Genomic DNA, 26,255 nt, shown 5'->3' with positions numbered 1-26,255 from the left:
GCGAGCCCTGCTCGCGATTGGCTTCACCGCTATTTAGCGACCTTGCCAAGCACCCGCAGGCGACTCACGCCACCATCCGGGAACACGTTCAGGCGGATATGGGTGATTGGCCCCAGCGCCTTGATCTGTTCGGCGAAGGTGTGTTCGGCGTGCATTTCCAGCTTCTGGCTCGGCAGCAGCTCGCGCCAGAACAGCGATTGGGTTTCGATCTGGCTGTCGGTGCCACCTTTGACGAACGCGCCCTGGATCGAGCAGCTGTCCGGGTAATTGCCCTTGAAGTGCAGGGTGTCGACGACAACTTGTTCAACGATACCGGCATGGCCCAGGGCGACGATTACCCAGTCATTGCCAGGCGTGCGACGACGGGCGGTTTCCCAGCCATCGCCCATGTTGATGCCGCGGCCCGGGTTGAGAATGTTGCTCATGCGGCCGAAGTGCTCGTCGGAGCAGGCCAGGGCGCGCCCGCCATTGAGGGCGGCGGCCAGGTCAATCTGTTCGTTGTCGCCCACGGCGGACCAGTCGCGATACGGAACACCATAGACCCGCAGGCGAGCCACGCCGCCATCCGGATAAATGTTGAAGCGCAGATGGCTGAAGGCTTGCTCGTCGCTGATTTCGTGGTAGTGGTGACTGTTGCCTTGCAGCTCGACGGCCGACAGCACTTCAGTCCATTGGGTGTTTTCGTCCGGCTCGCCTTCGGCCAGGAAGCAGGCTTCCAGGGAAGCCGATGGCGGGTAGTTGCCGGTGAAGAATGAAGTGTCGATGTCCACGCCCTTGATCGAGCCCGGCACGCCCAGGCGGATCACCGCGCTGTCGTAGCCTTCGAAGCGCTTGCGGCGCGACTCCCAGCCATCCATCCACTTGCCGTTGTCATCGAACACGCCCTCCTTCCACACGGCCGGGGTCGGCTGGAACAGGCGGTTGGCGTCGGCGAACCAGTCGTCGGTGACCGAGATGATCTTGGTGCCCAGGCGGGCGTCGGCCAGGTTGACGAACTTTTCGAACGGTACGGCGTAAGCTTTCATTCTTCTTGTCTGCCTTTGATAAGTTGGCTGGGGATGCTTGCAGGACCTGTCTTCAGGAGCCGCTCGCTAAAGGGTCAGTAATCGGAACAACGCGATCTTGTTGATCTCTGCCAGCGCGCATTTGAATTCGGCGTCTGCCGAGTGGTGGATGCGCGTCTCGAACGCGGCGAGGATCTGGTGCCGGTTGCTGCCTTTTACCGCCATGATGAAGGGAAACTTGAACTTGGCTTTATAGGCCTCGTTCAGCTCGGTGAAGCGCTGGAACTCTTCGGCCGTGCATTGGTGGATACCGGCGCCAGCCTGTTCGTTGGTGCTGGCTTCGGTCAGTTGTCCCTGGACGGCGGCTTTGCCGGCCAGGTCCGGGTGAGCGTTGATCAGGGCCAGTTGGCTGGCGTGATCGGCACTCAACAGGATGTCGCTCATGCGCTGGTGCAGGGTCTCGATCTCGTCGATCGAAGGGTCCTGGCCCAGGTCGAAAGCCTTTTCGGCCACCCATGGCGAATGTTCGTAAATGTCAGCGAAGGCTTTGACGAACGCTTCGCGGCTCAAGGTGGAAGGCTTGAGGGTTTGGAAAGCGGTCATTTGGACGCTCCCTGATACGGATGGGTCTGCTGCCAATGGCGAGCGATGTCGACGCGGCGACTGAACCACACCTGCTCATGACCCTTGACGTATTCGAGGAAACGTTTGAGGGAGGCCAGGCGCGCGGGGCGGCCGATCAGGCGGCAATGCAGGCCGATGGAAAGCATCTTCGGCGCTTCGGCGCCTTCGGCATACAACACGTCGAAAGCGTCCTTGAGGTACTGGAAGAAATCGTCGCCCTTGTTGAAACCCTGCACTTGGGTGAAGCGCATGTCATTGGTGTCCAGGGTGTAAGGGATGACCAGGTGCGCCTTGCCGGTGGGGTTGTTTGGCTCCCAGTAGGGCAGGTCGTCGTCGTAGGTGTCGCTGTCGTAGAGGAAGCCGCCTTCTTCCATCACTAGCCGGCGGGTGTTCGGGCCGGTGCGGCCGGTGTACCAGCCCAGCGGACGCTCGCCAGTGATTTCGGTGAGGATGCGGATCGCTTCGAGCATGTGCTCGCGTTCCTGGGCCTCGTCCATATATTGGTAATCAATCCAGCGATAGCCATGGCTGCAGATTTCGTGGCCGGCGGCGACCATGGCGCGAATCACGTCCGGATGACGCTGGGCAGCCATGGCCACGGCGAAGATGGTCAGTGGTATATCGAACTCCTTGAACAGCTTGAGGATCCGCCAGACCCCTGCGCGGCTGCCATACTCGTACAGCGACTCCATGCTCATGTTGCGCTCGCCCTGCAGCGGTTGCGCCGCGACCATCTCCGAAAGGAACGCTTCGGACTCCTTGTCGCCATGCAACACGTTGCGCTCGCCACCTTCCTCATAGTTGAGTACGAAGGAGAGGGCAATGCGGGCATTGCCCGGCCATTGGGGATGGGGAGGGTTACTGCCGTAACCGATCAGGTCGCGTGGGTAGTCAGCGCTCACTGCAGTCTTCCTTCTTGTTCGAACCATGTAGGTGGCGCCCTGGCGATGGATATCGGGCTGGCGTCACGACGATGGGCTGATTGTATACAACTTTGTCTTCGACTTGTAAGCCTGTATTTTGCATTTTTTACCGCCAACGTTGCCGTATCGGCGCTGCAAGAAACTTGCCTACCCAGTCAGCTAATGTTGCATAAGCCCTTATATGCCTGGGGTTGGGGTAAAAACAAATGACGATTGCCGTGGTTGGCGAAGTGAAGCAGATATCTGTTTTTTATTGTGTACAATTCAGCTTTAAAGTGTCTTAATTCGCTCACTGCCGTGATCTTTCGTGCTTCGAAATGGTGCGGCTTGTCTTTCAACTGACTCAGGAGGCGCCGTGCCTGGCTGTTCCGCATCCGGGCACGCACAATCGATGGGACGTCTGACTACACACGTTTTAGATGCCGCACACGGCTGTCCAGGCAGCGCGATCAAGATCGAACTGTATCGCGTCGAAGGTTCCGAACTGCAACGGGTTGCCAGTGCAGTGACCAACAGCGATGGCCGTTGTGACGCACCACTGCTGCAAGGAGACGACTACCGCAGCGGCGTTTACCAAATCCAATTCCACGCCGGCGATTACTACCGCGCCCGTGGCGTGCAACTGTCCGAGCCGGCCTTCCTGGATGTGGTGGTGCTGCGCTTTGGCATTTCGCAAGAGCAGGAGCATTACCATGTGCCGTTGCTGATTTCGCCCTACGCCTATTCAACCTATCGAGGCAGCTGAGCCCCCAAGCAGCTGCCTTGCCCTGGAAGCGACTGCGCATAGAGCTTCTTTGGTTTTTAGCCCGCTCACACTGCGGGCTTTTTTTCGCCTATCAAATAGGCGAGGGCCTTATCGCGAGCAAGCTCGCTTCCACAATCGAATGCGTTTCAACTGTGGGAGCGAGCCTGCTCGCGAAGATTTTTTTCTCAGCGGCTCAGCAAGGAAGCCGCCCCGGCCCCGCTGAACAACCCGGCGCTGACCCGGTTGAACCAGCTCTGGCCCTTGCCCGTGCGCAGATAGCGGGCAGCGCCATGGGCACCGAGGCCATACGCCAGCTTGCAGAGCAGGTCGAGCACGGTCCAAGTGGCGATCATCACCAGCAGTTGCGGCAAGAACGGCTGCTCGGCACTCAGGAATTGCGGCAGGAATGCCGCGAAGAAAAGGATGTCCTTCGGGTTGCTCGCGCCGAGTACGAACGCACGGCCGAACAGCGCGCGGAAACGCGGAATGGGGGCGGCTTGCGGTACCTCGGCACCCTGGGAAGGCTGGCGCGATTGCTGCCAGCTCTGCCAGGCGAGGTAGAACAGGTACAGCGCGCCGACGATTTTCAAGGCGCTGAACAACTGCTCCGACGCCAGCAACAGGGCACCGAGCCCCAGCGCCGACGCACTCAACAAGCAGATCGATGCCATCACTCCACCAAGGAAAGCCGGGTAGGATCGGCGCAAGCCGTAGTTCAGGCTGTTGCTGATCATCAGTAACGATAACGGGCCGGGGATAAGGATTACCACCAACGCGGCACCACTGAACAACAACCAGGTTTCCAGATTCATTGCTTTGCTCCTGACGTACAAAAGCCCCACCCGACAGGGTGAGGCGGGTAAGGCTCGTGCCGCTTACAAGAAGATGAACTTGGCGATAAAGATCGCACAAAGCACCCAGAGGCTGACGGATATTTCCTTGTGCTTACCGGTGCCAGCCTTTAGCACGACGTAAGTGATGAAGCCGAGCGCGATGCCATCGGCGACCGAGAACGTCAGAGGCATCATGATGGCGGTGACGATCGCTGGAATGCTGTCGGTCGCTTCGTCCCATTCGATATGGGCCATGCCACCCATCATCAGCATGGCGACATAGATCAGGGCGCCGGCTGTCGCATAAGCAGGGATCATCCCGGCCAGCGGCGCGAAGAACATGGCGGCGATGAATAGCACGCCGACCGTGACTGCGGTAAGCCCCGTGCGGCCACCGGCCGCGACTCCGGCGGCGCTTTCCACGTAGCTGGTCACGGGCGGCACGCCGACCATGGCGCCGAACACGCTGGAGGCGCTGTCCGCCTTCAACGCCTTGGACAGGTTTTCGATCTTGCCATCCGGTTTCACCAGACCGGCGCGCTGGGCCACGCCCATCAGCGTCCCGGCGGTATCGAACATATGTACGAACAGGAAAGCCAGCACCACGCTGATCATGCTGACGTTGAATACACCGGCCACGTCCATGGCCATCCAGGTCGGTGCCAGGCTGGGCGGCGTGGACATCACGCCGTTGTATTGCACCAGCCCCAGGCCCCAACCGGCCAGGGTCACGGCGATGATGCTGATGAGAATCGCGCCGAACACGCGGTGGTAGCTCAGCACGGCAATCATCAGGAAGCATACGGCAGCCAGCAGCGGTCCCGGTTCATGCAGCGAGCCCAGCTTGATCAGCGTGGCGGGGCTGTCGACGATGATGCCGGCGGTCTTCAGGCCGATCAGCCCGAGAAACAGCCCGACCCCCGCGCCCATCGCGTAGCGCAGGCTCACCGGGATACTGTTGAGCAGCCATTCACGCACCCGTGACAAGGTCAGGAACATGAACAGCACGCCGGAAATAAACACCGCGCCCAAGGCGGTTTCCCAGTTGTAGCCCATGGTGCCGACCACGGTGTAAGTGAAAAAGGCGTTTAATCCCATGCCCGGCGCGAGGCCCACCGGCCAGTTCGCGTAGAGGCCCATCAGCAGGCAACCCAGGGCGGCGGCAATGCAGGTGGCGACGAACGCGGCGCCATGATCGATGCCCGCGTCGGCCATGATGTTGGGGTTGACGAAAATGATGTAGGCCATGGTGATGAAAGTCGTCACACCGGCAATCAACTCGGTCTTCACCGTGGTGCCATGCAAGCTGAGTTTGAAGATGCGCTCCAGCCAGCCACTGCGTGATGGCGGCGAAAGATCCAAGGTCTGGGCTTCGGGTTTGCGGCTTTCCACAGCGAGTACTCCTCAAGAGTTTTATTGTTATTTCCGGCACCGCACGCCCCCTGAGGGTGGCGGCGAGGCATTGAGGCAGGTAAGGCTGGCGTAGTAGTTGACTTGTTGGTCAGGAACTCGCACGAAGCGAATTATGCTTTTGTATACAAATAAAGCAAATAATGTTTTCTGTTTTGTTGACGAAATTTCGAGCGATAGGGATATATCCCTTGTGCGGACGCTATCGCGAGTGAGCTCGCTCCCACAGTGGACTGTGATGAATGCAAGATTTGTGGTCACCGCTGAACGCTGTGGGAGCGAGTTTGCTCGCGATAGCGTTGGGTCAGACGCTTTCACTCGCCAGATTTACCCAAGGCCAGGTTCACCGCCAGCCAGCCATCCACCGCCGCTTCCCCGGCCTCGGCAAACACCCGCTCCAGCAATTTCACTTGTTCGCGGCGTAGCGCCTGTTCGAATCGCTGGCCCTCGGCGGTCAGCTCCAACAATCGTTTGCGCTTGTCGGCCTCGGACGCGACGCTGTTGACCAGATGCATTTCCATTAATTGCCGCAATGGCATGTTCAATGCCTGTTTGGTCACGCCCAGCAGCGCCAGCAACTCCTTGACGCTCAAGGATGGGTAACGGGCGATGAAAAAGACGATGCGCTGATGCACTCGGCTCAAGCCCCGGCGTTCGAGCATCTCATCGGCCTTGGCGGTGAATGCCTGGTAACCAAAGAAGAATGCTTCCATGGCCATTTGCTGGGAGGTGGGGTTTTTAAGGTCAAGCATATTGACGTTTCCAGAAAGAGCGGGGTAATTTCAGTCAAGCAGTTTGACTTATATTTCCAACGCTTCGCTACAGGTGACCCCATGGCTTTTTCCGAACGTGTCTCGCGCCTCAAAAGTTCTCTTATCCGCGAAATCCTCGCCGCGGCGCAGCGCCCGGAAGTGATGTCGTTCGCCGGTGGCCTGCCGGCCGAAGCCATGTTGCCAAAAGTGGAGTGGACGGCGATGCCGTTGTCCATGGGGCAATACGGCATGAGCGAAGGTGAGCCGGCCCTGCGCGAAGCGTTGGCGGCGCAGGCGCGATCGTTAGGGCTGGCTTGTGAGGCGAGCCAGGTTTTGGTGGTCAGCGGTTCCCAGCAAACCCTTGATCTGACGGCGAAGTTGCACATCGACGTCGGCACCGAGGTGATGCTCGAGGCACCTACCTACCTGGCGGCCCTGCAGATCTTCCAACTGTTCGGCGCCGACTGCATCACTGTTCCCCTTGAGGCGGACGGCCCGGACCTGGAACAACTGCGGGCGCGCCTGGAGCGGCATCGCCCGGCGTTCATCTACCTGATCCCGACGTTCCAGAATCCATCGGCGGTACGCTACAGCGAGGCCAAGCGCGATGCCGTGGCGGCGCTGCTGGATGAATTCGGCGTGACCCTGGTCGAAGACGAACCCTATCGCGAACTGACCTTCGACGGTGGCAGCGCCACGCCAATCGCCAGTCGCTTGAAAACGGCCAGTTGGATCTACACCGGCACCGTGTCGAAAACCCTGCTGCCGGGGCTGCGCGTGGGTTACCTGATCGCCAGTCCAGACCTGTTCCCGCACCTGTTGCGGCTCAAGCAGTCGGCGGACCTGCACACCAATCGCATCGGCCAATGGCAGGCGCTGCAGTGGATTGGCACCGAGCAATATCGCCGCCATATGCAGGAGTTGAGGGATTTCTATCGGGATCGGCGCGACCGCTTCGAGGCTGCATTGCAAAGGCACTTTGCCGACATCGCCGATTGGAACACGCCCCAGGGTGGGCTATTTTTCTGGCTGACGCTCAAGCAACCGCTGGACACCCGCACCTTGCTCGCCGCAGCGCTGGCGGCTGACGTGGCGTTCATGCCAGGGGAACCGTTTTTCCCTGAGCCTGACAAGCATCCTGGCCACTTGCGCTTGAACTTCAGCCACATCGATCCGGCGCGACTGGATGAAGGGTTGAAGCGGTTGGCGGGGGTGGTACGGGGGGCGTTGGCGGCCAGGGCAGCCTGAGATATCCAGTGGATGGGCCGACCCCATCGCGAGCAAGCTCCCACAGGGGACCGTGCATGATTGCAGATTTGTAATCAGCACCAGCCTCCTGTGGGAGCGAGCTTGCTCGCGATGAGGCCTTGAAGCTCACCACAAAACAATCAGACCGCCGAAAACCGCTTATCCAGATAATCAATGATCACCTTGGATTCATACATCCAGGTGGTCTCGCCATTTTCTTCAATGCGCAGGCACGGCACCTTGATCCTGCCGCCCTGTTCCAGCAGCGTCTGGCGATCCTGCTCGTTGTTCTTGGCATCGCGCAAGGCCACCGGTACGTTCAGGCGACGCAGGGTCCGGCGAGTCTTCACGCAGAAGGGGCAGGCATGAAATTGATACAGGGTCAGGCTGCGAGCGGCCTGGTCGACTTGCGCCTGGGCGTCGGCCGGGCGCTGTTTCTTGCCGGGGCGGGTGATGAAATCGATAAGGATGATGAGCTGGCCCAGGCCAACTCGAAGCGCTTTGACGATCACGTTATAGCCTCACGGCAGGGAAGAAGAGGGCGCGCAGCTTACCTGATTTTTCGCAGGCGAAAAAAAACCGGCGATCAATGCCGGTTTTCTTCGAACGACTTTTTTATTTGATCAGGCTTAGGAATTCCATGCGGGTCGCCGCATTTTCGCGGAATTCGCCCAGCATCACTGAAGTGATCATCGACGAGTTCTGCTTTTCCACACCGCGCATCATCATGCACATGTGCTTGGCCTCGATCACCACCGCCACGCCCAGGGCACCGGTCACCTGCTGGACCGCATCGGCGATCTGGCGACTGAGGTTTTCCTGGATCTGCAGGCGACGGGCGTACATGTCGACGATGCGCGCGACCTTCGACAGGCCCAATACCTTGCCGCTCGGGATGTAGGCCACATGGGCCTTGCCGATAAACGGAAGCAAATGGTGTTCGCACAGCGAGTACAACTCGATGTCCTTGACCAGCACCATCTCGCTGTTGTCGGAGCTGAACAAGGCACCGTTGGTGACTTCTTCCAGGGTCTGTTCATAACCGCGGCAAAGGTACTGCATGGCCTTGGCAGCGCGCTTGGGCGTGTCGAGCAGGCCCTCGCGGGAAACGTCCTCGCCCAATTGGCCGAGAATCGCGGTGTAATTCTGTTCCAGAGACATGAAACTACCTGTGGGATTTTACGCAAAGGGCAAGGGTACGGTGGCGGACACGGCGCTGCAAGCTCGGCAATCGAGCGGTTACTCGTCGCGGCCTTCCATCATGGTGCGCTTGAGCATCACGTAGACCGCACCGGCGCCGCCGTGCTTCGCCTGGCAGGAGGTGAAGCCGAGCACTTGCGGGTGCTGGCGCAGCCAGGTGTTGACGTGGCTCTTGATCATGGGGCGCTTGCCGTCCAGCCGCACGGCTTTGCCGTGGGTGACGCGTACGCAGCGGATTTCGAATCTGGTGGCTTCGGCCAGGAAGGCCCAGAGGGTCTCTCGGGCTTTTTCGACGGTCATGCCGTGCAGGTCGAGGCTGCCTTCGAAGGGGATCTGGCCTACCTTCAGCTTGCGCATCTGGCTTTCCTGAACGCCGTCGCGCGCCCACATCAATTCATCTTCGGGGCCGACGTCGATGACGAACTGATCGGACAAGCCATCCACGGTCGTCGCGTCGGTGCGCACGGTGGCGGCTTGGCGCAGCTTGGCGATTTGTGCGCGATCGGCCTTGGGTTTGCCCGTTTCGGCGCGATCGTGTTTGATTGGTTTTACGCCCTGGATCGCACTTTTGAACAGGGAAAAGTCGTCGTCTTGCATGTCAGCCTCCGCGAAGGCCGGCCAGTTTACCCAACTCCCGGGGATTAGGGCGCGACAAAACGTCGGATGGCGGATCAGTCGTGTTTTTTCATCAGATGCGGAGCCATGGCCAGCTCCAGGGATTGGCGGGCGCGACGGCGGCAGCGCCGCCAGAGCCAGATGCCCAACAGCAGTACCAGCAGTCCGATTGCCAGGATGACCGCCGAACCCAGCGGTGTGGCGTTCAGCTCGCCCAGTGCGGGCGGGCGGCCAAGCAGGCTTGCGGCGCCAGCCATCGCCAGTAGCACGCCGAGCGTCGCCAGCAGGGCCGCGATCCCCGCGCCGATACGAAATCGCCAGTTGCTCGGGCCCTTGGGCCGCAAGCGACGTGCGTCAAAACCATCGGATATCTTCATTCCGACCTTCCTCAATGGGTATCGGCCCTTCGACCGGAAGATGTTCGGGTTGTTCCTGATACTCCAGTAATTGAAGCAAATGAGAGGCTTTTGCGGATGAGCGGCGCAGCAGGCCGCTCATCGAGCGCTATCAGGTGAAATCGTGGGTCAAGGCCAGTGTGGCGAAGTTGTCTGCCATGATCGCCATTTCGGTCTGGTGCACGTGATCGGCGCTGAGTACGCCGCCCTTGTGCGGCAGATCACGAGTGGCGCAGGCGTCCTCGACCAGGGTGCAACGAAAACCCAGGTTCTTGGCTGCCCGCACCGTGGTGCTGACGCTGGAGTGGCTCATGAAACCACAGACGATCAGGTCCAGGGGACCGAGGTCTTCCAGGCGCTTCTTCAGGTCAGTGCCGTGGAAAGCGCTCGGCAGCAGTTTTTCGATCACGGTTTCGTCGCCCTGGGGTTCAAGGCCCGGAATGAATTCGCCGCGCTCACCCTGTGGATCGAATAGCCCGCCATGGGTGCCCAGGTGGCGCACATGTACGATCGGCCGGCCGGCGGCGCGGGCAGCGCCGAGCAATTGCTTGATGTTCGCGACCGCCGCATCCATGCCGCTCAGGGCGAGGGGGCCGGCGAGGTATTCTTTCTGGGCATCGATGATGATCAGGGTCGCTTGACTCAGGTTGGCCGCTGCGTAACCGCGGCCGCTGAGTTGAAACATCGTTTTTGGAACGGACATTCTGGGGCTCCTTCGAGTGGGGCTTTTGCGACATTGTCCTCTGGCGGAGCGGTTCTGTGAATCGCTTCCATCACAAGCACCGTCGTTGCTGGCCTACAGCCTTGTCAAGATAGACATCTTGTTCAATAGGGTTGACGGAAAACGGAAGGATCCTACGATTGCAGCGATATTTACTGTCGTCCTTGGAGCGCGTTTGGGTAGGCATGCGTTTGGCTGGTAGACTCGCCCGTCGATTTTCCTGGAGTTTGCCGCCGTGATCACTTCCCGCCTTCGTACCCTGCGCGACCATATCCGTTGGGCCGTCAGCCGTTTCCATGGGGAGGATCTGTTCTTTGGCCATGGCACCGACAACGCCTGGGACGAAGCGCGCCAGCTAGTCCTGGGCGCGTTGCACCTGCCTTGGGAAATTGCCGACAGCTACCTGGACTGCCGTCTAGAAGACGAGGAGTTGGTGCATGTGCAGCGTCTGCTGCGCCGACGTATCGCTGAGCGCATTCCGGCCGCTTACCTGTTGGGCGAGGCCTGGTTCTGCGGCATGTCGTTCATCGTCGACGAACGCGTGCTGATTCCGCGTTCGCCCATTGGCGAGTTGATCGAAAAACGCTTCGAGCCTTGGCTGGGCCAGGAGCCCGCGCGAATCCTCGACTTGTGTACCGGCTCCGGTTGCATCGGGATTGCCTGCGCCTACGAGTTCCCCGAGGCCGAGGTGGTGTTGGCCGACCTGTCGTTCGAAGCGCTGGAAGTCGCCAACCAGAACATCGAGCGCCACGGTGTGGACGAACGGGTGTTTACCGTCCAGGGCGATGGTTTCGATGGGCTTCCTGGGCAACGTTTCGACCTGATCGTGTCGAACCCGCCCTACGTCGACGCGGAAGATTTCGCCGACATGCCCCAGGAATACCAGCACGAGCCTGAGCTGGGCCTGGCCTGTGGCGACGACGGTTTGAACCTGGTACGCCGGATGCTCGCCGAGGCGGCCGATCATCTGACGGACAAAGGATTGTTGATCGTCGAAGTGGGCAACAGCCAGGTTCATGTCGAGGCGCTTTATCCAGAAGTCGACTTCGCCTGGCTGGAGTTCGAGCGCGGTGGGCACGGCGTGTTCATGCTCAGCGCCGAGCAGTGCCGTGAGCACCAGGCGTTGTTCGCTTCGCGGGTTTGACGCTGGCTGTGTTGGCGACCGCGTTCGTGGCGAGGGGATAAATCCCCTCGCCACGGGAGTTGCGTCAGACACTTCTGAGCAGCCATCAATGCCGCGTAGCAATCCAGATCAGCAACCCGGCCTGGAACATTGCAAACGCCACCAGGCAGGTGATGGTGAAGCGCAGGCCCGTGTCTTCACGCTTGAACTTATTGACCTTCTCTTCCTGCTTCTGCAGCTTGACTTCCTGCTCCGCCAGATTCTGCTCGGCCTGTTGCAACATCTGCGCGGCTTCGAGAATCTCGACGAACTGCAGCTTCTCGGTGTTCCAGTCGCCCAGCAGCTCGCCAACCTGGGCTTGCTTGACGCTGCCCTTGAGGTGTTGGGCATCGGCGTAGACCACTTCGAAGCCGTGGGCTTTGAGGAAGTGATCACGACGCAAGCGGGTGTCTTCGTTCAGCGCGTCCTTATTGTTCAGGTCAGTGCCGTCAACCCGATAGGTCGACCAACGCTTCTTGGCCCAAGTGATGCCCTGGGCGGCGAGGAAGCGGCCAATGCCCCGGTTCAAGGGCTCGACTTGCAAGCTGTCGGGCGAGAAGAACAGGCGTTTCTCGACGTGGTCGGCCCACACGTCGAGGTGATTCTGTTCCTTGCGCACTCGCTGGCCGGGCAACTGAATGCTCATGCGCAGCAAGCTGCGTTCCTTGCTATGGCGCTCGGCATAGCTGAACTCGACAAACCGCAGCGGCCGCGCACCGGTGGCGCGATCGGTCTTGAGCGGGGCCAGCCGAAGCATCTTATGATGTTCGGTCTCAACGTCCGTCCAAGGCAGCTCGGGCGCCGATGGGCCTGCTGGCGCGGCCGCTTCGGCGGCGATGTCGGGAGAAGTCTGAGTCTCAGTCATAACGGCAAAAATCCTGTCCAGGCCGGCTTGTCGGCAGCCATTGCGCTGTCCGACACCGGTTTATCGGCCGGATTTGCCAAGACTAGAGGGCTATAGGCCACCAAACGCGCTTAACGGGCGGCCAACGTGCCAATAAAACTCAGGATGTGGGCACTGAGCTCCGCCGCGAGGGGCAGGTTCGGATCCTTGTAGGAGGCCAGTTGCCGCTTGACGTCGTTGGGCACGATGCGCATCACATGGTTCATGCCCTTGATCAGCGCCAGTTCGGCGTCGGGCTTGGCCACTTTCAATTGCCGGGCATCGTCGACGCTGACCTGGATATCGTGGCTGCCCTGGATGATCAGCGCCGGCATTTTCAGGGCTGCGAAGGCCTGGGCCGGATCCTGGCGGAACAGCGAGATCAAGTAAGGCTGCACGCTGGGGCGAAAGATGACCTGCAGTTGCGCAGGAACATTCGGGTCGGGACGGCCGGCCTTGAGGCTGTCGAGCAACTCGTTGCTGCGCAGCATCAGCGGCGGTGGCAGGCGGGCGCTGAGTTGCTGGCGCAAGACCTCGTCGATGGGGCGCGCGCTGCCGGCCACCGAGATGACCGCCGCCGCGTTGGCCAGGGGCGCGGCGAGGCTTGCGATCAGCGCCCCTTCGCTGTGGCCCAGCAGGATCAGTGGGCCCAGGCGAGGATCGGCGGCCAGCTTGTGGCTCCAGGCCACGGCGTCGGCTACGTAGGCTTCGACGCTCAGGTTGCGTTCGTCCGGTGTGGCGGCGAGGCTGGCGGCCACCCCGCGCTTGTCGTAGCGCACGCTGGCGATGTTCTGCCGGGCCAACACCCAGGCCAGGCGCTTGAGGCTGTCATTGCGCCCGCCTTCGGGGTTGTTTCCGTCACGATCCGTAGGGCCTGAGCCAGAAATGATCAGGACGACGGGCACCGGCGTGTCGGACTTTGGCAGCAGCAGGGAGCCGAAAAGTTCACCGTTGCCGGTGTCGAGGCTGATGGGACGTTGCAGGACGGTGGCCTGGGCGACGCCGCAGACCAGGCCCGTGAAGAGGGTAAGGCTCAACACAAACAGTTTTAACATCATGACGCCATGAGTTGCGAAGGTGCCGGTTGGACTGGCGGGCACTGATAAGGTTCGAGGATGAACTACTCGGGGAGCCTGCGTATACTGGCGCCCATCTCGATTTCTCAGCGATTTCTCGGAGCACCCTGCATGTCCGGCAATACCTACGGCAAGCTGTTCACCGTCACCACCGCGGGCGAAAGCCATGGCCCGGCGTTGGTCGCCATTGTCGACGGCTGCCCGCCGGGCCTGGAGATTTCCCTGGACGACCTTCAGCGTGACCTGGACCGCCGCAAGCCCGGCACCAGCCGCCACACCACCCAGCGCCAGGAAGCCGATGAGGTCGAAATCCTTTCCGGCGTCTTCGAGGGGCGCACCACCGGCTGTGCCATTGGCCTGCTGATCCGTAACACCGACCAGAAGTCCAAGGACTACTCGGCCATCAAGGACCTGTTCCGCCCGGCTCACGCCGACTACACCTACCACCACAAATACGGCGAGCGCGACTACCGCGGCGGCGGGCGCAGCTCGGCCCGGGAAACCGCGATGCGCGTGGCGGCCGGGGCGATCGCCAAGAAATACCTGGCCAGCCAGGGCATCGTCATCCGCGGCTACATGAGCCAACTGGGCCCGATCGAAATTCCGTTCAAGACCTGGGACTCGGTCGAACAGAATGCCTTCTTCAGCCCCGACCCGGACAAGGTGCCGGAGCTGGAGGCCTACATGGACCAGCTGCGCCGGGACCAGGATTCGGTTGGCGCGAAGATCACCGTGGTCGCCGAAGGCGTGATGCCTGGCCTTGGCGAGCCGATCTTTGACCGTCTCGACGCCGAGCTGGCCCACGCGCTGATGAGCATCAACGCGGTGAAGGGCGTGGAAATCGGCGCCGGTTTCGCCTGCGTCGCCCAGCGCGGCACCGAACACCGTGACGAACTGACGCCACAAGGCTTCCTGAGCAATAACGCCGGTGGGATTCTCGGCGGCATCTCGTCGGGCCAGCCGATCGTCGCGCACCTGGCCTTGAAGCCGACGTCCAGCATCACCACGCCGGGGCGCTCCATCGATATCCATGGCAACCCGGTGGACGTCATCACCAAGGGCCGCCATGATCCGTGCGTGGGCATCCGCGCCACGCCGATCGCCGAAGCGATGATGGCCATCGTGCTGATGGATCATCTGTTGCGCCATCGCGGCCAGAATGCCGACGTTCACGTCGGCACCCCGGTGCTGGGTCAGCTTTGATGGCTGGCCTGCCGACCGCCGTGGCCTGACGACCATGGCGGCGTTGCCGTACTGGCGGCTTTCCAGTTTCTACCTGTTCTATTTCGCGTTGCTCGGTTCGACCGCGCCGTTCCTGGCGCTGTACTTCGATCACCTGGGGTTCAACGCGGCACGCATCGGCGAGCTGGTGGCGATCCCCATGCTGATGCGCTGCGTGGCGCCGAATCTCTGGGGGTGGCTGGGGGACTACACGGGCCGGCGCCTGGCGATTGTGCGGTTCGGCGCGATCTGCACGCTGCTGAGCTTCTCCCTGATCTTCATCGACAAAAGCTATGCCTGGCTGGCGATGGTCATGGCGCTGCATGCATTCTTCTGGCACGCGGTGCTGCCGCAGTTCGAAGTCATCACCCTGGCTCACTTGAGCGGACAAGCCTCGCGCTACAGCCAGATCCGCCTGTGGGGCTCCATCGGGTTCATCATTACGGTCGTTGTGCTCGGCCGCCTGTTCCAATGGCTGAGCCTGGACATTTATCCGGTGGCCCTGGCCTTGATCATGGGTGGCATCGTGCTGAGCAGCTTCTGGGTGCCCAACGCTCAGCCGGTGCAGGGGCCGCGGGTGGCCGGGGACGGATTCCTGCGGCAGTTGCGCAACCCGGGGGTGCTGGCGTTTTATGCCTGCGTCGGCCTGATGCAAATGAGCCACGGGCCGTATTACACCTTCCTGACGCTGCACCTGGAGCGCCTGGGCTACAGCCGTGGATTGATCGGCGTGCTCTGGGCCGTCGGCGTCGTGGCCGAAGTGTTGGTGTTCCTGTTCATGAGCCGGATCCTGGCGCGGTATTCCGTGCGTCGGGTGCTGATGGTCAGTTTCCTGTTGGCGGCGCTGCGCTGGTTGCTGCTCGGCTCGCTGGCCGAATTCCTCTGGGTATTGTTGTTTGCCCAGGTGCTCCACGCCGCGACGTTCGGCAGCTTTCACGCCGCTGCCATCCATTTCGTGCAACGTAGTTTCGGCCCGCGCCAACAAGGTCAGGGCCAGGCGCTGTACGCCGCGCTGGCCGGCACCGGTGGAGCGCTGGGGGCGTTGTACTCCGGCTATAGCTGGAACGCCATGGGCGCCGGTTGGACATTCAACATCGCCAGCCTCGCAGCCTTCGCTGCAGCCGTTATCATTGCCACACGCATGCAAGAGGACAGGCCATGAGCCTTACCCGTGAACAGCTCGCCCAGCAGATCATCGACGCCGGGCGTTTTTTGTACGGTCGCGGTTGGTCCCCGGCCACCAGCAGCAATTATTCGACCCGTTTAGCGCCCGACCAAGCCTTGCTCACCGTGTCGGGCAAGCACAAAGGGCAGTTGGGCATCAACGATGTGCTCGCCACCGACCTGGATGGCAACAGCCTGGAGCCGGGCAAGAAACCGTCGGCTGAAACCTTGCTGCACACCCAGCTGTATCGCTGGCGCCCACAGATCGGCGCGGTGCTGCACACCCACTCGGTAAACGCCACGGTGCTGTCGCGCCTGACCGGCGAAGCGTTCCTTGACTTTGAAGACTATGAACTGCAAAAAGCCTTCAGCGGCGTCACGACCCATGAGTCCCGGGTCCGCGTGCCGATTTTCGACAACGACCAGGACATCGCGCGCCTGGCCGCCAAGGTCCAACCCTGGCTGGACGCGCATCCCGATTGCGCCGGCTACCTGATCCGTGGCCACGGCCTGTACACCTGGGGGGCGGGCATGAACGATGCGCTGCGCCAGATCGAAGCGTTCGAATTCCTGTTCGAGTGCGAACTCAAGACCCGCGCACTCCTGAACCGATAATTGCTGGAGCCATTGCCATGAGCAGCCTGTCCGTCTACCACGTCTCAAGTCCAGAGATTCCGAACAAGGTACTGACCCACTTCGAGGACATCGCCTCGACCCTGGCCGAAAAGGGCGTGCGGTTTGACCGTTGGGAAGCCGCGGCGAAAATCCAGCCCGGCGCCAGCCCGGAAGAGGTGATCGCCGCCTACAAGTCCCAGATCGACCAATTGATGACCGAGCGCGGCTACGTCACGGTCGACGTCATCAGCCTCAACAGCGACCATCCCCAGAAAGCCGAACTGCGGGCCAAGTTTCTTGATGAACACCGGCATGGCGAGGACGAGGTGCGATTTTTCGTCGCCGGTCGGGGCCTGTTTACCTTGCACATCGACGATTACGTCTACGCGGTCCTGTGTGAGAAGAACGACCTGATCTCGGTGCCCGCCGGTACCCCGCACTGGTTCGACATGGGCGAGCACCCGCATTTTGTCGCCATTCGCCTGTTCAACAACCCGGAAGGCTGGGTCGCGAAATTCACCGGCGATGACATCGCCAGCCGCTTCCCGCGCCTGGAGGACTGACGTCGTGACGATCAAAGCCATCCTCACCGATATCGAGGGCACTACCAGCGCGGTGAGTTTTGTCTTCGACGTGCTGTTTCCCTATGCCGCCGAGCACCTGCCGGACTTTATCCGCCACAACGCCGGGCGCGCCGACGTTGCTCAACAGTTGGACGCTGTGCTTCGGGACAGTGGCGAGCCGGACGCTGATATCGAACGGGTTATCGCGATCCTCTTGGGCTGGATCGCCGAGGACCGCAAGGCTACGCCGCTCAAGGCGTTGCAAGGCATGGTCTGGGAGCAGGGCTACGAGGCCGGGCAATTGAAAGGTCACGTTTATCCGGATGCGGTGGATGCGCTGAAACATTGGCATCAGCAAGGCTACCGGTTGTTTGTGTATTCCTCGGGCTCGATCCAGGCGCAAAAGTTGATTTTCGGTTGCTCCGAAGCTGGTGACTTGTCGCCGCTGTTCAGCGGTTATTTCGACACGACCTCGGGGCCCAAGCGGGACGTGCAGTCCTACCAGCGGATCAGCGAGGCGGTGGGTGTCGCGCCGGGGGAAATCCTGTTTCTGTCGGATATCGTCCAGGAACTGGACGCGGCTCGTGGCGCCGGGATGGCCACGTGTGGCCTGGCGCGTGACGGGGGCGACCTGTCCGGGCACGAAACCGTTGAAAGTTTTGCTCGAATCGATCCGTCCCGGTTCGGCGCTTGAACGGCGGACAAAAAAAATCAGGCCATGGAGCCATAAGCTCCAGGCCTGATCCCGGCACAGCGTGTCAGGCGCTGTGATAGGTCGGTAGCGCGAAACGATGCTGGCTTTGCAGCATCGCCACAGGCGGCAATTCGCTGGCTTGTTCAGCCAGATCGCGGCGAATGGCACTGATGGCCCAGGACAACTGGTCCCCCGCGTGCAATTGCGCATAGGAAATCGTGCGTTTGAACAGTTTGCCGTCGCTGTTGCGCAAGGTCAGCAGGATCCCGCCATCCGGGCGTGCCTGGGTAGTGACTTCGTAGTTGGAAAACAGCGATGCAAACTTCTCTTGAATCACGTTCATCGTTCATTGCTCCATGGTATGGCAAACCGTGGAGGGGTAGTTGCAGTGTCTGTGCCAGTATTTGATTTGTTAAAAAATCCTTTTAAAACAATAGCTTAATAAATACCTATATTTTTGCTTTCGTGCAACTTGCATGAACGGCCATCGTGCATCCTGCATTTTGCGTGGTCCGACAATTATTTTTGGAACCAAACCGTGTCCCCGCGCTCACGCTTCGCCTGTTCCATGCAGCGGATACAAAACATTGCAAAAACCGCGTGTACAGCCTTGGAATCGCTGGCGTACTTTCGATCCAGATTTCGCATAACCCCACACAAGAACCGCGACCCATAAGGTCGGCCGGGGAAGGATCACCCATGAGTCGTACACCCAGCGACGCTATTACCTGGGGCATGATGTTGCGCAAGTTGCCCGCCATCGCCAGAGCTGTTCCCCGCATTGTCAAAGGCATGAAACTCGCCAACGTCCAGGATCCCGCGCAGCCCTGCGGCCTGGGTTGGTGCTTCGAACAAGCCACGCTACGCAACCCCCGAGGCCCGGCGCTATTGTGTGGCGATACGGTGCTGAGTTATGCACAGGTCAACGAGCAGGCCAATCGCATCGCCCATTGCTTGTTGGCGCGAGGCGTCGCGAAGGGCGACTGCGTAGCGATTTTCATCGAGAACCGTCCACAATTGCTGATCACGGTGCTGGCGGTGGCGAAAGTCGGCGCGGTCAGCGCGATGATCAACACCTCGCAAACGGGGGATGCACTGGTCCACAGCCTCGCATTGGTCGCGCCTGTTGCGGTGATGGTCGGGGATGAGCTGGTCGCGGTGTTCAACGATGTGCGCGGTCGAACCGCGCTACCTGATGCTCGAACGTGGTGGGTGGCGGACCAGGATGCCTCCTCGGCGCCGTCCGGATTTGTCGACCTGATGGGCACAAGCCAGCAATTCCCCGGCGCCAACCCGGCCAGCAGCCAGCAGGTGTTTTTCAACGATCCCTGTTTCTATCTCTACACCTCCGGCACCACGGGGCTACCGAAGGCGGGGGTGTTCCGCCACGGCCGCTGGATGCGCACGTCCACCAGTTTCGGCCTGATCGCCTTGGACATGCAGCCCGACGACATCGTCTATTGCACGCTGCCGCTGTATCACGCCACCGGGTTATGTGTGTGCTGGGGCGCGGCGATCTGCGGTGCCTCGGGATTTGCGATCCGCCGCAAGTTCAGCGCCAGCCAGTTCTGGAGCGACGTGAGAAAGTATCGAGCGACGACCCTGGGTTACGTCGGTGAGCTGTGCCGTTACCTGGTCGATCAGCCTGCCAGCATCACGGACCGGCAGCACCGCGTGACGAAAATGATCGGCAATGGCCTGCGCCCTGGCGCCTGGGCGGCGTTCAAGACACGTTTCGGCGTTGACCACATCTGTGAACTTTACGCGGCCAGCGACGGCAACATCGGGTTTACCAACATCCTGAACTTCGACAATACGGTCGGGTTTTCACTGATGGCCTGGGAACTCGTGCAATACGATCACGACAGCGGCGCGCCCTTGCGCAACCTGCAAGGCCGCATGCAAAAAGTCCCCAAGGGCGAACCGGGCCTGCTATTGGCGCGCATCGACGAAAAGGCGCCGCTGGATGGCTATACCGATCCGGCGAAGACAGAGAAAACCATCCACCGGGACGTTTTCGTCCCGGGCGACCGTTATTTCAACACCGGTGATTTGCTGCGCAACATCGGTTTCGGCCACGGGCAGTTCGTCGATCGTCTCGGCGACACCTACCGCTGGAAAGGCGAAAACGTCTCCACCACGGAAGTCGAGAACGTGTTGCTGCAACATCCGCAGGTTGCCGAGGCGGTGGCCTATGGCGTCGAGATCAACGGCACCAATGGTCGCGCCGGCATGGCCGCGATCACACCGGCCGAATCCCTGGCGACCCTGGACTTCAATGAACTGCTGCGGTTTCTCCAGTGCAAACTGCCCGCCTACGCGGTACCGCTGTTCTTGCGCATCAAGGTGAAGATGGACACCACCGGCACCTTCAAATACCGCAAAACCCGTCTCAAGACCGAGGCTTTCGACCCGTGCCAGACAGGCGATGAGCCGATCTACGCCTGGCTGCCCGAGACCTCGACCTATGTGCCCGTGGACCGGCAATTGGCGATGCGCATCCAAGGGGGACAGTACCGCTATTGATTCTGACTATGAGCATCGCAGAGAAAAAAGGGATGACAGCCCCGGAGTCCCTCGGGAAACTAGCGGCTTTGTGATGAGCCTGATGGAGTTTTCCCATGTCTGATACAAGCCGCCAGATGACCCCGGAAGAAGCAGCGGAATTTGCCGAGCAGGTCTTCAACGTTGCCCGCCAGGGCGACGCCGCGATGATGGCCGCGCTGCTGAGCAAGGGCTTGCCGCCGAACTTGCGCAATCACAAGGGCGATACCTTGCTGATGCTGGCCGCGTACCACGGGCATGTCGAGACAGTAAAAGTCTTGCTGGAACACAAGGCCGATCCGGAAATCCGCAACGACAACGGTCAGAGTCCCATTGCCGGTGCAGCGTTCAAGGGTGACCTTGCGGTGGTTTCAGCCCTGGTGGACGGTGGCGCGCAAGTGGAAGGTTCCTCGTTCGACGGTCGCACGGCATTGATGATGGCGGCGATGTTCAACCGAGTCGAAATCGTCGATTACCTGATCGGCAAAGGCGCCGACCCGAAGGCCAAGGATGCCAACGGCGTCTCGGCACTGGACGCGGCCAGGACCATGGGCGCGGTGGACACCACGGCGCAATTGGAGAAGTTGTTGGGCTGACCTCGCCAAAGGGAGTGGGGGATGCGCTATCCTTCGCGCCCGAAAAAAACACATCGCCACAGGATCCGCCCATGAAAGCCGTACTCATCGAACTCATCAGCAAAATCAGCTCCGGCTGCCTGGGCGAGGCGGACATCGAGAAGATTGCCGATGAGGCGGCCCAGGCCTACGCCGACCCGGTGGCGTTCCTGGCGGCCAACCCGGACATCAATTACGACGACACTTTCCCCATCGCGCTGGGCGAGTGGGTGGTGGTGGGCAGCTTGCCCGATACCGTGTTGTTCCAGGCGGATACCTACGTCGAGTTGTTCGAGCAGATCGTCGCCTCGTTCGGCCCCGGCGTCGCGTTCAACCTCAAGCCCAAGCAACTGGCCAAGACTGAAGCCCTGACCGCACTCAACCGCATCCAGATCCAGATGAGCAGCCTGAACAAGGAAAACGGTGGCTACGTGCTGATGAATTTCAGCCAGTTGCTCGACGATGAATTGCAGATGGTGCTGGTGTACGGCAACGACGTGCCGCGCGTGCTGGAGTTGTGCGCCGAGGTGGGCATCGCCGCGGCACCGTCCTTGGAAGCGCTCAAGGTCGCGGTTTACGTCTGAAGCAATAAAACGGAACCCTTGCCCAGGGGCCGCTATCCTAAATGGGCATATCACCATTCGGGAGCGACACCATGGGTTCCACTTTCAACGGCCTGATTGGCCTGATTATCCTGGCGCTCGATATCTGGGCGATCATCAACGTACTCAAGAGTGGCGCGGGCACCGGGGCGAAAGTCCTTTGGGTACTGCTGATCCTGCTGCTGCCGGTGTTGGGCCTGATCATCTGGGCGATTGCCGGGCCGCGTGGCAACGTGCGGGTCTGACCGCCCGATAAAAAAATGCCCGACAGGTCATGACCTGTCGGGCATTTTTATTTGCGCGCCGTTATCAGGCTGTCGCCAACGAGGCCTTCTGCGAAGCGCTCAAGAAACGCAGCAAAGCCAGCAGCGGGAAGGCGCTGCCGACGATGACCACCCACAGCCAGCCGCCGTGTTCGTAGACCGCACTGGCGATGGACGAACCGAACGCACCGCCGACGAAGATGCTGGTCATGTACAGCGCGTTCAGTCGGCTGCGACTTTTGGCGTCGAGGGCGTAGATGGTGCGTTGGCCCAGGACCATGTTCATCTGCACGCAGAAATCCAGGACCACGCCGGTCACCGCCAGGCCAATCACGCTGTAGGTCGGGTGAATGAAGGCGGGCAGGAAACTCAAGCTGGCGAACAGCATCGCCAGCAGCGAAGCGACGCGGGTGTGACCGGCATCCGCCAGGCGCCCGGCTATGGGTGCGGCTATGGCACCGATGGCGCCGACCAGGGCGAACAAGGCGATCTCCGTCTGGGTGAGACCATGGTTGCGCGCCAGCTCCAAGGGCGCGGCGGTCCAGAACAGGCTGAACGTGGCGAACATGCAAGCCTGGTAGAACGCCCGTTGACGCAACTGCGGTTGTTGGCGCAACAAGGTGCCGAGCGATCCCAGCAGCTGGCCGTAGGAAGCGCTGTGATCGGGCTGGCGCTTGGGCACGGTCAGCGCCAGGACGATACTGATGGCCGCCATCAGCACGGCGGCGATCATGAACATCGCCCGCCAGCCGAAATGATCGGCGACGACGCTGGAGATCGGCCGCGCCAGCAGAATTCCAAGCAACAGGCCGCCCATGATCCCACCGACAACCCGTCCCCGGGATTCCTCGGGTGCCAGGTGCGCTGCCAGTGGAATCAGCACTTGCACCGAGACAGAACTGAAGCCAACCAGTAGCGAGACCAGCAGGAACACATTCGGCTGATCGGTGAAGGCCGCACCCAGTAGGCTGGCTATCGCGACCACGGTGGTGAGAATCATCAAGCGCCGGTTTTCCAGCAGATCGCCCAATGGCACCAGGAAAAACAGGCCCAGGGCATAACCGATCTGGGTCAGCGAGACGATCAGGCTGGCCATGGTGCTGGACAGGCCGACGTCGGGAGCGATCAGTTCGATGATGGGTTGGGCGTAGTAGATGTTGGCGACGATGGCGCCGCAGCAGAAGGCGAACAGCAGGACCATGCCGCGGGTCAGGGTGACGCCGGGCGAGGAGGGATGAGCACTCATGGCAATCTCGTCGATCGATTGAAAGGATGGCGTGAGGCTAAAGACTTGCAGGGCTCTGGAACAGGCTTTGCGGCTGATATCAGTCATGCCCGGGATTAATGATGGCCATCAAATTCCTGTGGGAGCGAGCTTGCTCGCGATAGCGGCTGCTTATTCAGCATCGTTGATGCAGACAGACCGTATCGCGAGCAAGCTCGCTCCCACAGGATGGGGCTTGGCTGACAGGCGGTGTTTATGTGAGTCGAGTCTTACTGTCCGCTATAGATCTGATCGAAAACCCCACCGTCATTGAAGTGAGTCTTCTGCACGGTGCGCCAGTCACCGAAGGTTTTTTCCACCGACAGGAAATCAACTTTCGGGAAGCGGTCCGTGTATTTGGCCAGCACGGCCGGATCCCGCGGACGCAGGTAGTTGGCGGCGGCAATTTCCTGGCCTTCGGGTGACCACAGGTATTTGAGGTACGCCTCGGCGGCTTCGCGGGAGCCTTTTTTCTCGACCACTTTATCCACGACGCTCACTGGCGGCTCGGCTTCGGCGGACACGCTTGGGTAGACCACTTCGAACTGGTCCCGGCCAAACTCGCGGGCGATCATTTCCGCTTCGTTTTCAAAGGTCACCAACACGTCGCCAATCTGGTTGGTCATGAAGGTCGTCGTCGCGGCGCGGCCGCCGGTGTCCAGCACGGGGGCTTGTTTGAACAGCTTGCCGACGAAATCCTTGGCCTTGTTCTCGTCGCCGCCGTTCTTGAGCACGTAACCCCACGCCGACAGGTAGGTGTAGCGACCATTGCCGGAGGTTTTCGGGTTGGGCACGATCACCTGCACGCCGTCCTTGAGCAGATCAGGCCAGTCCTTGAGCGCTTTCGGGTTGCCTTTGCGCACGATGAAGACCGTGGCCGAGGTGAACGGCGCGCTGTTGTTCGGCAAACGAGTGACCCAGTTTTCCGGAACCAGCTTACCGTTGTCCGCCAAGGCGTTGATGTCTGTGGCCATGTTCATGGTGATGACATCCGCAGGCAGCCCATCGATCACCGAACGCGCCTGCTTGCTGGAGCCGCCGAAGGACATCTGCACGGTGATGTTCTCTTTGTGCTCGGCTTGCCAGTGCTTCTGGAACGCAGCGTTGTAGTCCTTGTAGAAATCGCGCATCACGTCGTAGGAAACGTTCAGCAGGGTTGGGGCGGCGTTGGCCAGGCTGCCGAAGGTCAGGCCGGCGGCGAGAAGGGAGGCGCCAAAGAAGTTCTTCACTGCGAATTCCTTTTTATAGGGGGAGGCGGGCGAGTAGCCAGCACACTAATGGCAAGTCTATAGGCCTTCAAGAATTTAAAAGTACTTTGCTTATTCCGTTTTCTTGAAAAGCGCATTACCGCAACGAGAGCAGAAAGCAGCGCCATGTTCATGGTTGTTTTTGCTGCACACCGGGCAATCGTGCTTGAGCTGGTCGCCCCGCATGGCCGTGGCGAGTTCAGCCGTGAAAATACCCGTGGGCACGGCGATGATCGAGTAACCGGTGATCATCACCAGCGATGACACCACTTGGCCCAGGGGTGTCTTGGGCACGATGTCGCCAAATCCTACGGTGGTCAATGTCACGATAGCCCAATAGATGCCCTTGGGAATGCTGGTGAAACCGTGCTCGGGGCCCTCGATGACGTACATCAGCGTGCCGAATACGGTCACTAGGGTCGAGACGCTGACGAGGAACACGATGATCTTCTGCTTGCTGCCCCGTAGCGCCGCCATCAGGTAGTTGGCTTGCTTGAGGTACGGGCTGAGCTTGAGCACCCGGAAGATCCGCAGCATGCGAATGATCCGCACGATCAACAGGTATTGGGCATCGCTGTAGTACAGCGCCAGGATCCCCGGCACGATTGCCAGCAGGTCCACCAATCCATAGAAACTGAAGGCATAGCGCAGCGGTTTCGGCGAGCAGTACAGGCGTAGGACGTACTCGACGAGAAAAATGAAGGTAAAGCCCCATTCGATGTAGGCCAGCAGGGCCGCGTAGTTCTTGTGCACGCTGTCGATGCTGTCGAGCATCACGATCACCAGGCTGGCAAGGATGATCAGCAGCAGCGTACTGTCGAAGCGCCGGCCGGCCACGGTGTCGGTCTGGAAAATGATCACATAGAGGCGTTCACGCCAGTTGTTGCTGCTGTCCATAACCTTCGCCTGAATCGATGATCAGCGAAGCCTAGGGCGATTGCCCCGCAGAGCGCAAGGCTCGTTATCAAGGATGGTCTGGTGCCAGAGCCGCTCTGTTGAGTGAACCAGCCAGCAGGCGAGGATGAATGGCGCTGTCAGTGGGGCCAGGCCCAGGGCGGCGAAGCCCGGCGTGAGAAAGACCGCCAGTAAAATGCCCGTCAGCGGCTTCCATGGTCCACGGGCCCGTTGACCCAGGGCCACGGCCACCAGCGCCGGGTTATAGCCGCCCAATCCGGACAGGGCGAGGCTACTGTCGTGTTGTAGCCAGGCGAACCCAAGGCCGACGACGGAGCCGAACAGTGCCCAGCCAGCGGCGCGGCGATTGGCGATCAACAGGCCGATCGCGACCAGCGCTCCGGCCAACGGGTGGTCGAGAAACATGACCTGGCCCAGCCCGATCAAAGGGGCCGTCAACAGATCGGGTAACGTCATGTCCAGCGCCGCGGGTGAGGGCGATGGCGGGGGGAAACCCAGCAACAACCAGCCCATCCCCACGAAGGGCGCGGTGTAGGCGGGCAAGCAGCGAGGGCCGGTGGTTCGCTTGAGCCATTGTTGGGTCAGCATCGCACCGAGGCCGCCACCGGCGATGATCAACGGTGGCAGCAACACCGACCACGGCAGGGCCAGGCTCAACAGCAATCCCAGCAGGATGCCGTTGTAGCTGAAGAGGCCAGCTTGTCGATCTTCCTTGGTATAGCCGCGTCGTTGCGCCGTCAGCAATCCAGCCACGCCGCCCAGCAGCGCACCGCCGAGCAAGGTGGGTGCGGTGAGCAGGATGGCCAACAGGCACAGCAAGCCGCACAGCGGATGGCGCTGGAGGAAAATCTGGCTGAAGCCGTTGAGCAGGGCGGTGGCCCAGTCGGGGCAGTGGGGGTTGGGCATGATAGGTGATGTCAGATGGACCGAGTCGCCTTCATCGCGAGCAAGCTCGCTC

Annotated in this window: 30 protein-coding genes; 12 read left to right on the top strand and 18 right to left on the bottom strand. The window is 60.8% G+C overall.

Annotated features, from left to right (window positions below):
- Nucleotides 1-29 precede the first annotated feature (29 nt).
- The 3 genes from alc to puuE all read right to left on the bottom strand — a co-directional run bounded on the left by alc (nt 30) and on the right by puuE (nt 2,530).
- Complete coding sequence (gene alc, locus J3P81_RS17915; RefSeq protein ID WP_420766975.1) at nt 30-1,025, bottom strand: allantoicase; 996 nt, start codon at nt 1,023-1,025, stop codon at nt 30-32.
- 66 nt (nt 1,026-1,091) lie between these two features.
- Nucleotides 1,092-1,607, bottom strand: a complete 516-nt coding sequence (gene uraD / locus J3P81_RS17910; protein WP_420766974.1) for a 2-oxo-4-hydroxy-4-carboxy-5-ureidoimidazoline decarboxylase — start codon at nt 1,605-1,607, stop codon at nt 1,092-1,094.
- Nucleotides 1,604-2,530, bottom strand: a complete 927-nt coding sequence (gene puuE, locus J3P81_RS17905) for an allantoinase PuuE (RefSeq protein WP_420766973.1) — start codon at nt 2,528-2,530, stop codon at nt 1,604-1,606. Before puuE ends, uraD begins: the two co-directional genes overlap by 4 nt.
- 412 nt (nt 2,531-2,942) lie before the next feature.
- Here puuE and uraH point away from each other — a divergent pair, with 412 nt between their 5' ends.
- Nucleotides 2,943-3,296: a hydroxyisourate hydrolase gene (gene uraH / locus J3P81_RS17900; RefSeq protein ID WP_420766972.1), complete on the top strand. Its 354-nt coding sequence runs from the start codon at nt 2,943-2,945 to the stop codon at nt 3,294-3,296.
- Nucleotides 3,297-3,481: 185 nt separating this feature from the next.
- On the opposite strand, the gene J3P81_RS17895 is transcribed toward uraH, so the two are convergent.
- The 3 genes from J3P81_RS17895 to J3P81_RS17885 all read right to left on the bottom strand — a co-directional run bounded on the left by J3P81_RS17895 (nt 3,482) and on the right by J3P81_RS17885 (nt 6,291).
- Nucleotides 3,482-4,108: a LysE family translocator gene (locus tag J3P81_RS17895; RefSeq protein WP_434560117.1), complete on the bottom strand. Its 627-nt coding sequence runs from the start codon at nt 4,106-4,108 to the stop codon at nt 3,482-3,484.
- Between the two features lie 63 nt (nt 4,109-4,171).
- Nucleotides 4,172-5,521: an NCS2 family permease gene (locus tag J3P81_RS17890; RefSeq protein ID WP_434560115.1), complete on the bottom strand. Its 1,350-nt coding sequence runs from the start codon at nt 5,519-5,521 to the stop codon at nt 4,172-4,174.
- Between the two features lie 332 nt (nt 5,522-5,853).
- Nucleotides 5,854-6,291, bottom strand: coding sequence for a MarR family winged helix-turn-helix transcriptional regulator (locus J3P81_RS17885; RefSeq protein WP_420766969.1), 438 nt, complete (start codon nt 6,289-6,291; stop codon nt 5,854-5,856).
- A gap of 81 nt (nt 6,292-6,372) precedes the next feature.
- Here J3P81_RS17885 and J3P81_RS17880 point away from each other — a divergent pair, with 81 nt between their 5' ends.
- Nucleotides 6,373-7,539 (top strand): PLP-dependent aminotransferase family protein, encoded by a 1,167-nt coding sequence (locus J3P81_RS17880; protein WP_434560113.1) that lies wholly within the window; start codon nt 6,373-6,375, stop codon nt 7,537-7,539.
- Nucleotides 7,540-7,679: 140 nt separating this feature from the next.
- On the opposite strand, the gene J3P81_RS17875 is transcribed toward J3P81_RS17880, so the two are convergent.
- The 5 genes from J3P81_RS17875 to J3P81_RS17855 form a co-directional block, all read right to left on the bottom strand.
- Nucleotides 7,680-8,051 carry a glutathione S-transferase N-terminal domain-containing protein gene (locus J3P81_RS17875; RefSeq protein WP_434560111.1) on the bottom strand — a complete coding sequence of 124 codons (372 nt, stop codon included), beginning with the start codon at nt 8,049-8,051 and terminating at the stop codon, nt 7,680-7,682.
- 103 nt (nt 8,052-8,154) lie between these two features.
- Entirely contained in the window at nt 8,155-8,700 is a 546-nt protein-coding gene (folE, locus tag J3P81_RS17870) for a GTP cyclohydrolase I FolE (protein ID WP_030142335.1), read from the bottom strand.
- 78 nt (nt 8,701-8,778) lie between these two features.
- Nucleotides 8,779-9,336 carry a Smr/MutS family protein gene (locus tag J3P81_RS17865; protein ID WP_045156639.1) on the bottom strand — a complete coding sequence of 186 codons (558 nt, stop codon included), beginning with the start codon at nt 9,334-9,336 and terminating at the stop codon, nt 8,779-8,781.
- A gap of 74 nt (nt 9,337-9,410) precedes the next feature.
- Nucleotides 9,411-9,731, bottom strand: a complete 321-nt coding sequence (locus J3P81_RS17860) for a hypothetical protein (RefSeq protein WP_420766966.1) — start codon at nt 9,729-9,731, stop codon at nt 9,411-9,413.
- Nucleotides 9,732-9,861: 130 nt separating this feature from the next.
- Complete coding sequence (locus tag J3P81_RS17855) at nt 9,862-10,452, bottom strand: cysteine hydrolase family protein (RefSeq protein WP_420766965.1); 591 nt, start codon at nt 10,450-10,452, stop codon at nt 9,862-9,864.
- Nucleotides 10,453-10,705: 253 nt separating this feature from the next.
- On the opposite strand from J3P81_RS17855, the gene prmB reads away from it, so the two are divergent.
- Nucleotides 10,706-11,614 carry a 50S ribosomal protein L3 N(5)-glutamine methyltransferase gene (prmB, locus tag J3P81_RS17850; protein ID WP_420766964.1) on the top strand — a complete coding sequence of 303 codons (909 nt, stop codon included), beginning with the start codon at nt 10,706-10,708 and terminating at the stop codon, nt 11,612-11,614.
- Between the two features lie 85 nt (nt 11,615-11,699).
- Here prmB and J3P81_RS17845 read toward each other — a convergent pair whose 3' ends face one another.
- Together J3P81_RS17845 and J3P81_RS17840 are read right to left on the bottom strand one after the other, a co-directional pair.
- Nucleotides 11,700-12,497 carry a hypothetical protein gene (locus tag J3P81_RS17845; RefSeq protein ID WP_434560109.1) on the bottom strand — a complete coding sequence of 266 codons (798 nt, stop codon included), beginning with the start codon at nt 12,495-12,497 and terminating at the stop codon, nt 11,700-11,702.
- Nucleotides 12,498-12,607: 110 nt separating this feature from the next.
- The gene (locus J3P81_RS17840) at nt 12,608-13,573 is read right to left on the bottom strand and encodes an alpha/beta hydrolase (protein ID WP_434560107.1); all 966 of its coding nucleotides are present in this window, start codon (nt 13,571-13,573) and stop codon (nt 12,608-12,610) included.
- 129 nt (nt 13,574-13,702) lie between these two features.
- Here J3P81_RS17840 and aroC point away from each other — a divergent pair, with 129 nt between their 5' ends.
- The 5 genes from aroC to mtnC are packed head-to-tail and all read left to right on the top strand — an operon-like array spanning nt 13,703 to nt 17,848.
- Nucleotides 13,703-14,794, top strand: coding sequence for a chorismate synthase (gene aroC / locus J3P81_RS17835; RefSeq protein WP_434560105.1), 1,092 nt, complete (start codon nt 13,703-13,705; stop codon nt 14,792-14,794).
- Between the two features lie 34 nt (nt 14,795-14,828).
- Nucleotides 14,829-15,974: an MFS transporter gene (locus J3P81_RS17830; RefSeq protein WP_434564133.1), complete on the top strand. Its 1,146-nt coding sequence runs from the start codon at nt 14,829-14,831 to the stop codon at nt 15,972-15,974.
- The gene (locus tag J3P81_RS17825) at nt 15,971-16,591 is read left to right on the top strand and encodes a methylthioribulose 1-phosphate dehydratase (protein ID WP_434560103.1); all 621 of its coding nucleotides are present in this window, start codon (nt 15,971-15,973) and stop codon (nt 16,589-16,591) included. The genes J3P81_RS17830 and J3P81_RS17825 overlap by 4 nt, the downstream gene beginning before the upstream one ends.
- A gap of 17 nt (nt 16,592-16,608) precedes the next feature.
- The gene (locus tag J3P81_RS17820) at nt 16,609-17,154 is read left to right on the top strand and encodes a 1,2-dihydroxy-3-keto-5-methylthiopentene dioxygenase (protein ID WP_434560101.1); all 546 of its coding nucleotides are present in this window, start codon (nt 16,609-16,611) and stop codon (nt 17,152-17,154) included.
- Between the two features lie 4 nt (nt 17,155-17,158).
- Complete coding sequence (gene mtnC / locus J3P81_RS17815; protein WP_434560099.1) at nt 17,159-17,848, top strand: acireductone synthase; 690 nt, start codon at nt 17,159-17,161, stop codon at nt 17,846-17,848.
- A gap of 64 nt (nt 17,849-17,912) precedes the next feature.
- Here the strand turns inward: mtnC and J3P81_RS17810 are convergent, their stop codons facing one another.
- On the bottom strand, nt 17,913-18,191 hold the full coding sequence (locus tag J3P81_RS17810) for a DUF3509 domain-containing protein (protein ID WP_434560097.1): 279 nt from the start codon (nt 18,189-18,191) through the stop codon (nt 17,913-17,915).
- A 356-nt stretch (nt 18,192-18,547) separates the two neighbouring features.
- Between J3P81_RS17810 and J3P81_RS17805 the strand changes: the two genes are divergently transcribed.
- The 4 genes from J3P81_RS17805 to J3P81_RS17790 all read left to right on the top strand — a co-directional run bounded on the left by J3P81_RS17805 (nt 18,548) and on the right by J3P81_RS17790 (nt 21,853).
- Entirely contained in the window at nt 18,548-20,374 is a 1,827-nt protein-coding gene (locus tag J3P81_RS17805; RefSeq protein ID WP_434560095.1) for a long-chain-acyl-CoA synthetase, read from the top strand.
- A gap of 95 nt (nt 20,375-20,469) precedes the next feature.
- Entirely contained in the window at nt 20,470-20,988 is a 519-nt protein-coding gene (locus J3P81_RS17800; RefSeq protein WP_420766956.1) for an ankyrin repeat domain-containing protein, read from the top strand.
- Between the two features lie 71 nt (nt 20,989-21,059).
- Nucleotides 21,060-21,590 (top strand): hypothetical protein, encoded by a 531-nt coding sequence (locus tag J3P81_RS17795; RefSeq protein WP_434560093.1) that lies wholly within the window; start codon nt 21,060-21,062, stop codon nt 21,588-21,590.
- A 71-nt stretch (nt 21,591-21,661) separates the two neighbouring features.
- Nucleotides 21,662-21,853 (top strand): PLDc N-terminal domain-containing protein, encoded by a 192-nt coding sequence (locus tag J3P81_RS17790; RefSeq protein ID WP_053149901.1) that lies wholly within the window; start codon nt 21,662-21,664, stop codon nt 21,851-21,853.
- A gap of 64 nt (nt 21,854-21,917) precedes the next feature.
- Here J3P81_RS17790 and J3P81_RS17785 read toward each other — a convergent pair whose 3' ends face one another.
- From J3P81_RS17785 to J3P81_RS17770, 4 genes are all read right to left on the bottom strand, one after another.
- On the bottom strand, nt 21,918-23,117 hold the full coding sequence (locus J3P81_RS17785) for an MFS transporter (RefSeq protein ID WP_434560091.1): 1,200 nt from the start codon (nt 23,115-23,117) through the stop codon (nt 21,918-21,920).
- Between the two features lie 248 nt (nt 23,118-23,365).
- Nucleotides 23,366-24,364 (bottom strand): sulfate ABC transporter substrate-binding protein, encoded by a 999-nt coding sequence (locus tag J3P81_RS17780; RefSeq protein ID WP_420766953.1) that lies wholly within the window; start codon nt 24,362-24,364, stop codon nt 23,366-23,368.
- A gap of 90 nt (nt 24,365-24,454) precedes the next feature.
- A complete protein-coding gene (locus J3P81_RS17775; RefSeq protein ID WP_420766952.1) occupies nt 24,455-25,279 on the bottom strand; it encodes an ion transporter in 825 nt (274 codons plus the stop codon).
- Between the two features lie 21 nt (nt 25,280-25,300).
- Nucleotides 25,301-26,203: an urea transporter gene (locus J3P81_RS17770; RefSeq protein ID WP_434560089.1), complete on the bottom strand. Its 903-nt coding sequence runs from the start codon at nt 26,201-26,203 to the stop codon at nt 25,301-25,303.
- Nucleotides 26,204-26,255: the final 52 nt, after the last annotated feature.

Source organism: Pseudomonas sp. R1-6 (assembly GCF_051132115.1).
In the GTDB taxonomy this organism is placed as follows: Bacteria; Pseudomonadota; Gammaproteobacteria; order Pseudomonadales; family Pseudomonadaceae; genus Aquipseudomonas.
Note: the sequence above shows the minus strand (reverse complement) of the source record. Positions and strands in the feature narration are given on the sequence as shown.